The sequence below is a fragment of the Candidatus Culexarchaeum yellowstonense genome, assembly GCF_024707025.1.
Taxonomy (GTDB): domain Archaea; phylum Thermoproteota; class Methanomethylicia; order Culexarchaeales; family Culexarchaeaceae; genus Culexarchaeum.
Map to the genome: position 1 here is coordinate 1 of NZ_JANGFQ010000083.1, position 6,656 is coordinate 6,656.

The 6,656-nt window shown below is 41.0% G+C and carries 11 protein-coding genes; all 11 read right to left on the reverse strand.

Features of this window, described 5'->3' with window-relative positions; all coding sequences use genetic code 11:
• Window positions 1–368: 368 nt before the first annotated feature.
• Entirely contained in the window at window positions 369–1,343 is a 975-nt protein-coding gene (locus MRT15_RS08305) for an ATP-binding protein (protein ID WP_304329616.1), read from the reverse strand.
• Window positions 1,344–1,442: 99 nt separating this feature from the next.
• The gene (locus tag MRT15_RS08310; protein WP_304329617.1) at window positions 1,443–2,264 is read right to left on the reverse strand and encodes a HepT-like ribonuclease domain-containing protein; all 822 of its coding nucleotides are present in this window, start codon (window positions 2,262–2,264) and stop codon (window positions 1,443–1,445) included.
• 262 nt (window positions 2,265–2,526) lie between these two features.
• The gene (locus tag MRT15_RS08315) at window positions 2,527–2,955 is read right to left on the reverse strand and encodes a nucleotidyltransferase domain-containing protein (RefSeq protein WP_304329618.1); all 429 of its coding nucleotides are present in this window, start codon (window positions 2,953–2,955) and stop codon (window positions 2,527–2,529) included.
• Entirely contained in the window at window positions 2,952–3,383 is a 432-nt protein-coding gene (locus MRT15_RS08320) for a DUF86 domain-containing protein (RefSeq protein WP_304329619.1), read from the reverse strand. Before MRT15_RS08320 ends, MRT15_RS08315 begins: the two co-directional genes overlap by 4 nt.
• A gap of 157 nt (window positions 3,384–3,540) precedes the next feature.
• A complete protein-coding gene (locus MRT15_RS08325) occupies window positions 3,541–4,011 on the reverse strand; it encodes a nucleotidyltransferase domain-containing protein (protein ID WP_304329620.1) in 471 nt (156 codons plus the stop codon).
• Entirely contained in the window at window positions 3,981–4,367 is a 387-nt protein-coding gene (locus tag MRT15_RS08330) for a HEPN domain-containing protein (RefSeq protein WP_304329621.1), read from the reverse strand. The genes MRT15_RS08325 and MRT15_RS08330 overlap by 31 nt, the downstream gene beginning before the upstream one ends.
• Before the next feature lie 147 nt (window positions 4,368–4,514).
• Window positions 4,515–4,661, reverse strand: a complete 147-nt coding sequence (locus MRT15_RS08335; RefSeq protein WP_304329622.1) for a hypothetical protein — start codon at window positions 4,659–4,661, stop codon at window positions 4,515–4,517.
• 90 nt (window positions 4,662–4,751) lie between these two features.
• Window positions 4,752–5,315 (reverse strand): PIN domain-containing protein, encoded by a 564-nt coding sequence (locus MRT15_RS08340; protein WP_304329623.1) that lies wholly within the window; start codon window positions 5,313–5,315, stop codon window positions 4,752–4,754.
• On the reverse strand, window positions 5,309–5,728 hold the full coding sequence (locus tag MRT15_RS08345) for a hypothetical protein (protein ID WP_304329624.1): 420 nt from the start codon (window positions 5,726–5,728) through the stop codon (window positions 5,309–5,311). Before MRT15_RS08345 ends, MRT15_RS08340 begins: the two co-directional genes overlap by 7 nt.
• Window positions 5,721–6,092 (reverse strand): hypothetical protein, encoded by a 372-nt coding sequence (locus tag MRT15_RS08350; RefSeq protein ID WP_304329625.1) that lies wholly within the window; start codon window positions 6,090–6,092, stop codon window positions 5,721–5,723. The genes MRT15_RS08345 and MRT15_RS08350 overlap by 8 nt, the downstream gene beginning before the upstream one ends.
• Window positions 6,093–6,225: 133 nt before the next feature.
• Window positions 6,226–6,656 (reverse strand): hypothetical protein (locus tag MRT15_RS08355; RefSeq protein WP_304329626.1); only part of this gene is annotated, 431 nt, incomplete at its 5' end.

Here is a 6,656-nt window from a genome sequence, read left to right on the forward strand (position 1 = left end):
CAAAGCTTCAATTGAACTTAACCCTTCAGATATTATCTTATTCTTGTAAATTACCACATGTTTCCCCTTATACTTTTCATAATCTTCCACAGTTATCTCAAGACTCTCATAAATTGCTTCAGACATACCCCCCACGCACATAAACAATTCCTTATCTTTAAGGTTGCTCTATTGTGTTTCACTCTTAAAAGGGTCTTCTAGTATTGGGAGTAGCATACTATATATGAATTGCAGAGGCAAACTCGATTCCAGAAAAATTCGCGTTAACTCTGAGGGGAGTGAGGAAACCCACTCCCATACACATAAAACTTATAAAAGGATTTCCATAGAATTCTTCTAAAATATAGTTTAATTGCATTGTAACATTGTTAATATTGTGTTATTGCCCTCTTAACTGCTTCTCTGTGTATTGGTGTTTGCCATGCAACGTCCCTTCCAATTCCAAGCTCCAAATCCTTCTCTGGAGGCGGTTCATCTATCCAGAATTTTGGGTTTCTATCATAAATGTTGTGTACTATGAGGTTCTTCGCTATCAACTCCCCCTTTAATTCGCTTGGGAAATCCTCTTCCCATAAGCTTTGGGGGTCTTCAACAACCTTCTTGAGATATGGCTCCCACCTCTTCACGAAGCTTCTCGTTAAATCCTTCATTCTAATGAGCCATGCGATCACCATATCAATATCCCATTTGGCTTCGTAGAGTTGGGAGAGGATTCTCGGATTACCTCCACATATAGCCCAAACATCCTCGAACTTCGGCTTCGGGTCGGGCAACTTCCCATACAATTCCTCAAACCCCATCTTAGGCATATTCCACATAGGCATTAAATTAGCCCACAAATGCCTACCAATCTCCCTCCTCGATTCACCCTCACTCGTCGCTGCAATAGCCACTATCCTCTCATAGCCTTCTGGCGGATGCTCAATTACCTCAAGCAACCCCTTCACGAAGAAGGATGCCTCCCTACCCCCAATGAACTGGAAAGCATCATCAACGATCACCGCAATCCTCCCCCTACCCAGCCTTATAGCTTCCCTCGCAAAATCTATAACGTAACCTATGAAGCCAGCCAACGCATTGACTGAAGAAGCTTGCTTCAAAACTTCAAGGGCCCTCCTCTCAATGCCCTCTATCCCCACTTCAGCCAAGAACTCCCTCCTCACTGGATTGAAGTATATAACGCTGAATCCAAACCCCTTCAAAATCTCCGCCGCCTGCTTAAGCCATGCAGTCTTACCACAACCCTCAGGTCCAAAGACAACCACTGGAAACCTAGTCCCCCTCTCAGCGAAATCCTCAACCTGCTTAATAGCCCTATCCCTATCGGCAAACTCAACTTCCAAACCCCCCGCAAAAGATAATTTAATCCTCCTCATCCCAAAACCCTTGAATGACATATGTTTTTCAAATGGAACCTTTGATGAATAATTCTTCTCCCCCTCTTAGGATGGCTTATTTGCCTCTATGTTTTTCACCCATTCCATGAATTCGCTCACTATTTCCTCCACAGTCTCCTTGGCTGCTTTGTATAGGGCTTCACTCTTAATCTCCATGTATCTATGTACGAGTATGTTCCTCAAGCCTGCAAGCTTAGCAACTTTCCCAGCTAGGTCTCTGGGCATTTTATTTGCCTTCGCAAGTTTTTCAGGGTATTCACCATAGCTTTCAATGAATCCTAGGGAGTATGCTGAGACCATGTGTCTGCATATGTCGAGCATTGCCTCTATGATCCTATGCATAGCCCTTTCCAATGCCAAAGTATCCTTATAGTTTAGTTCTTCAACCCTCTTGCAGAGTATTTCATTTCTAATGAAATCTGCATTCCTCTTAATCTCCTCAACCCTCGACATTATGATCGCTTTATCCAATTTCGGGTCAAGCGTAGCCCACTGCTTAAACTCAATTGAGGCATCTGGTGCTTGCTGTGCTCTTTGTAGGAGCTTCTCAATGGCTTCCGGCTGAGCTTTGATTACTATGCCATCCCTCAATATTTTTGAGAGCAGTATTGGGTTTGCATGGTTTAGTAGCGTAACATCTACACGGTCTTCATTGACGTGTAACGCCTTCGCAATCTGAAACGCAATCCACCCAACTTCCAGTAAATCCTCCCTCTCCAGTTTCAGGGCTAAGTCTATGTCGTGAGCGCTAAACCCATCCCTCACCATGGACCCAAATAGTATGGCTACTTCAACACCCTTAAACTCTTCAAACACCTCCCTCAATCTAGGTAGCGTGGAATCGAGGGTAAGCTTCCTTTCAGCCATCTTCACTCCTCATAGATCCCTCAATATTTGAACAATTTAAGCATCATGCTTAGTAGATCTTAATGTATTCAGGCTTATTAATCTCCATAAACCCCAAATACATTATTTATTCTAATTTTTAATTCAATCTAAGATTTTGGGGTTTCTATCATAAATGTTGTGTACTATGAGTTTCCTAGCCATTAACTCCTCAATTTGCTTTGGAAATAATATGGGGTGTGTCTCTGTGAAGTTTAAGGTTGAATGGATGCAAAGCCTCTAATCACTTTCCATCCTCACCTAGAGACCTTAGCATACATAGGTCTATATACTGCCTAATCGTTTCATCGACAACTTCTATTCTGGTTTTCTCATCCATGGAGAATAGGAGCTTCCCCTCAGTGAAGACCACATGTTTAAACGTTATTGGAGCTTCATTAAGCACGTGGATGTCAACTGGAACTTTAAGGTCAACTTCAATCTTCGATGAGAGGTCAACTTCATATTTGAAGGGGTCTTCATTATCCTTAATCCAAATGGCAATGTCAATGTCCCTGAAAAGCTCCCTCTTAATGAAGCTTCCATATACGTATGCGAATAATATACCCTTAACGCCTTCAAGAATCTTCTTCAACTCATCTAGAAGCCTCCCCCTCTCCTCAAAGCTCATCTTATAATATTTAAATTCTCCAGTGGGGGTGGGTATGCTCACGACTTCACCCCCCTCCTCAGGAAAACCCTAACACATGCTATGAATTCTTCAAAATCCCTTAAACCTCTCTTAACGCTCTCATAAACCCTCTCATCTGAAATGGCCCAGTATCTATGGACTAGGAGGTTTCTAAGCCTAGCAGCTGAAGCCAATCTTGAAGCCAAGTCTTCGGGTAAAATCCCCTTAACTCCAAGCCTGATGAAGCATTGTGGAAACCCTTCAACAACCTCATTATAGAAGTTTAAAAGTATGCGCATACATATACTTGCAGAAGCCTCAACCAATTGAATGATCAAGTATCTCAATGAAAGCTTCTCATAAATCGTTAACTCTTCAAATTGCTTAGCCAATATACCATTAAGAATATCCAAAGCATCATTAATCTCCCTAATTCGAGCTTCTACCAATTCAGAATCTGATTCAGTCATAAATTTCTCCTGGACCTATAATTTCAATTGCAATTATCTTCCTACAATCCCTTATAAGTGTATTTTCGGATGCAGTAGCCCCCATGGCTCATCATATGAGCTCACTCCTCATAAAGCTCCCCAAACCCCTAGCTCCATCAGGATGATTCTAGCTAAATCAACCGCCCTCATTTAAACCTTCAAGTTGGCTTAGATCTTTTGAATGTATTCTCCATCCCGTCTTATATCTACGTATCTTCAGCTTCTCCTTAACTTCCTCATATGTTTTCAGCATTTCCCTCCATAATCCATCATCGTATATCACCTCCCCCTCCTCGAATGCTTCTATAATTTCATATTCAGCTTCATTTATGGCTTCGAGAAGCTCTTTCACGGTATATATCCTTGGATCCACCACTCCAATGGGTGGCAACTTGGTGTATGGTATAGCTTCATCCACAACTATAATTGCATCTATATCGCTACTCGGCTTCCAAGTTCCACGAGCTCTAGAACCAATAACCACCACAGCCCTCACCCTTGTAAGCTTGGATAACCGCCCTATATAGTCTGCTAGGTAATCTATAGCTGGCCTCCCATCCCAAATCCTCCCTATATCTATTCTAAGCATTCCCTCAATGTGTCCCATAATCTCCTCATAACCTCAACGCATTCTTCAGCTATCCCTAAACAGTATTCCACCCCAGCCCTCCTAGTTGCATCAGGATACCTAGAAGCATAGTAGTGAATAGTTAACTTCGATAACTCATTCAATATTGTAGGATCTTCAACTCCAACCTCCCGCGCTAACTCCATCAAGTCATGTATAGGTATGAACATCCCCCTCTTAATCAGTATGGCTTTAAGCAACTTTTCACATGATTGTTGAGCGTGAAAACATGCCTCTTTAAAAGAACCTCTATTAAGTGCGGAAATAGCTTCCTCATAATCGCCCTTAGCATACTCAAGCCACCCCCTCCAATCATCTGAAGCCAACTTCGGCATAAATCAAGAACTCCAGCTTAACAACTCCTCAGTAAACCTTTAAGTATTCTGGTTTGTTAATTTCCATGAACCCCAAATACATTATGTAATCTAAATTTTTAACCCAATCCAAAATTTTCGGAAAATCTCTTGGAATTATACAAAGCTCTACACATCTATATGCATCTCCCCACGTGCCGCTGAACCATAAATACTTAATTCAACAAGTGCATCCTTAAGTAAGTTGATCACACCACTCAAGAAGACTTCAACAACCCCCTTAAACTCAGGCTTCAAAACCACCTTCTCAAGCAATTCAATCCCGCCTATAATCCTTTCCTCATTGTATGCTGGTATGCTATGGTCATATTTTCCTTCATTGCTTGAATTTTGAAGTGGGGTTTCTCATTTTGTGTGGCTTACTATTTCCACTTCTATGTTTAGATTATCCTTCAAAGTTTTCTTTATTTTGCTGAAGTCTTCTTCATCGGCTGTTAATATGCGTTTAGCATCATGCTTCCTCATCATTAATGAAGCTATTGCTATGTGTAGTAAGTCCTTTGTTCTACAGTTGATCCATGCGAGTTTTATTGCTTCCCTGAAAATCTTTGCAGCATATGTCTCGTTGAGCTTCTCCAAAACGTAGAAGTCTTGGTTTTCGATTACTTTTACTCCAAGTTGCTCTAGTGTGGGGAGTAGCATGCCGGTTAGAGTTTCGCATAGAGTTTTGTATCCCAGTTTCCCCATGGTAGTTGCCAATTTATTTAATGGTTCAATTAAGCTCCATTGTCCACTCATAATCCTCCTACATATCACGTTAGCTACTTCCATGAATGCATATGTTGAGGTTATGAGGATCCCCCCTCCCCTCTTAACATCTTCAAGGGTTTTCACTGATTCTCTATGCCTACTCTCAGTTGGGGTTAAGGCTGATATGAGTATGCTTGAATCCACGTAGCATACTACCATTCCCTCTTCAACTCCTCCACGGCATCTATGGGGTGCTTCAATGTTATTGGTGATATCCTCATCTTAGCCAGCAATTTACCCACCCTTAAACCAAGCTCCACTGGATTAACATCCAATTCTCCACTCCAGTAGACGAAGATTGGTTGCTTCAACTTTGGGTAGATCTCCTCAACCAACTTCTCCCAAAATTCAATAGCTTCACTTGCACAACCAGTTACATGCAATTCTATGTAAACGTCAATGTCTGGATCGGTCTTCACAATGGATAGCATGCTGTATATGAATTGCATGGGCAAACTTGATTCCAGAAAAATTCGCGTCAACTCTGAGGGGAGTGAGGAAGCCCACTCCAAGCATGTGGAGAGGGGTTTTGAAAGCATCTGGAATGTATTTTCAAGATCAACTTTACTCAAGCTTAACCTTCCCCATCCCCCTAAGTTTCTCCACAACCTTCTCTAAGCTTATTGCAATCTCCTCCAATTCTGAAGCAAGTTTCCTCTTCTCATCCAATGGAAGTTGCATGAAGTTCTGTGTTTTAGCCATTGTAACCGCAAGCTTCATTATTGCAGCCATAAACTCCCCAAAAACATCTGGGGGGATTTGCTTCGAGAATTCAGCCAACCTTTTCGGATTCAAGAGATCATTTAAAGCTTCATCAAGCCTCCTCCCCTCAACCTCCTCAAATTCAGCAACCTCATTTAATATACGACTGAAAACCTTTACCATTTCAATCATTGGGGTAAGCCCCTTAGCAAACTTATCCATTTGAATCGACATTACCAACACCATTCAAATTAACGATAATTAAATTCCCATCCATCAATTTAGAATGATTGCTTCATAAATATATCTTTATATCCCTCACTATATGCCAGTATACATGCCACCATTATATGTTTGCCACCCATACTCAGTAAACCTTTAAGTATTCTGGTTTGTTAATTTCCATGAACCCCAAATACATTATATAATCCAAATTTGTAACCCAATCCAATATTTTTGGGAATATTTTAGTTAACAAGTTGTTTTTAACTAAGCTTTTAACCTTCTCAAAACCCTGCCTCAAAGCTTCCCTACGTGGAGTGGTCGTTAAAACTTCAATAATCCTTCCAATCATTTCTAGAACTGTCTTATTGACTATTACGCCATTCTTTTTCGTATAGGTTAGGCATGCCCTAAAAAGCCCCTTCTCAAATGCATTTAATTTGCGAATATTACCATTCCTATAAGCCTTAACCCATACACCTTTAAGTTCAAAGTAGTCTATGCAATCTATGGACATGCCTAACCTAAACAATAAATACACATGAAAATTATAAAAGGCTTTCCATAAAATTCTCT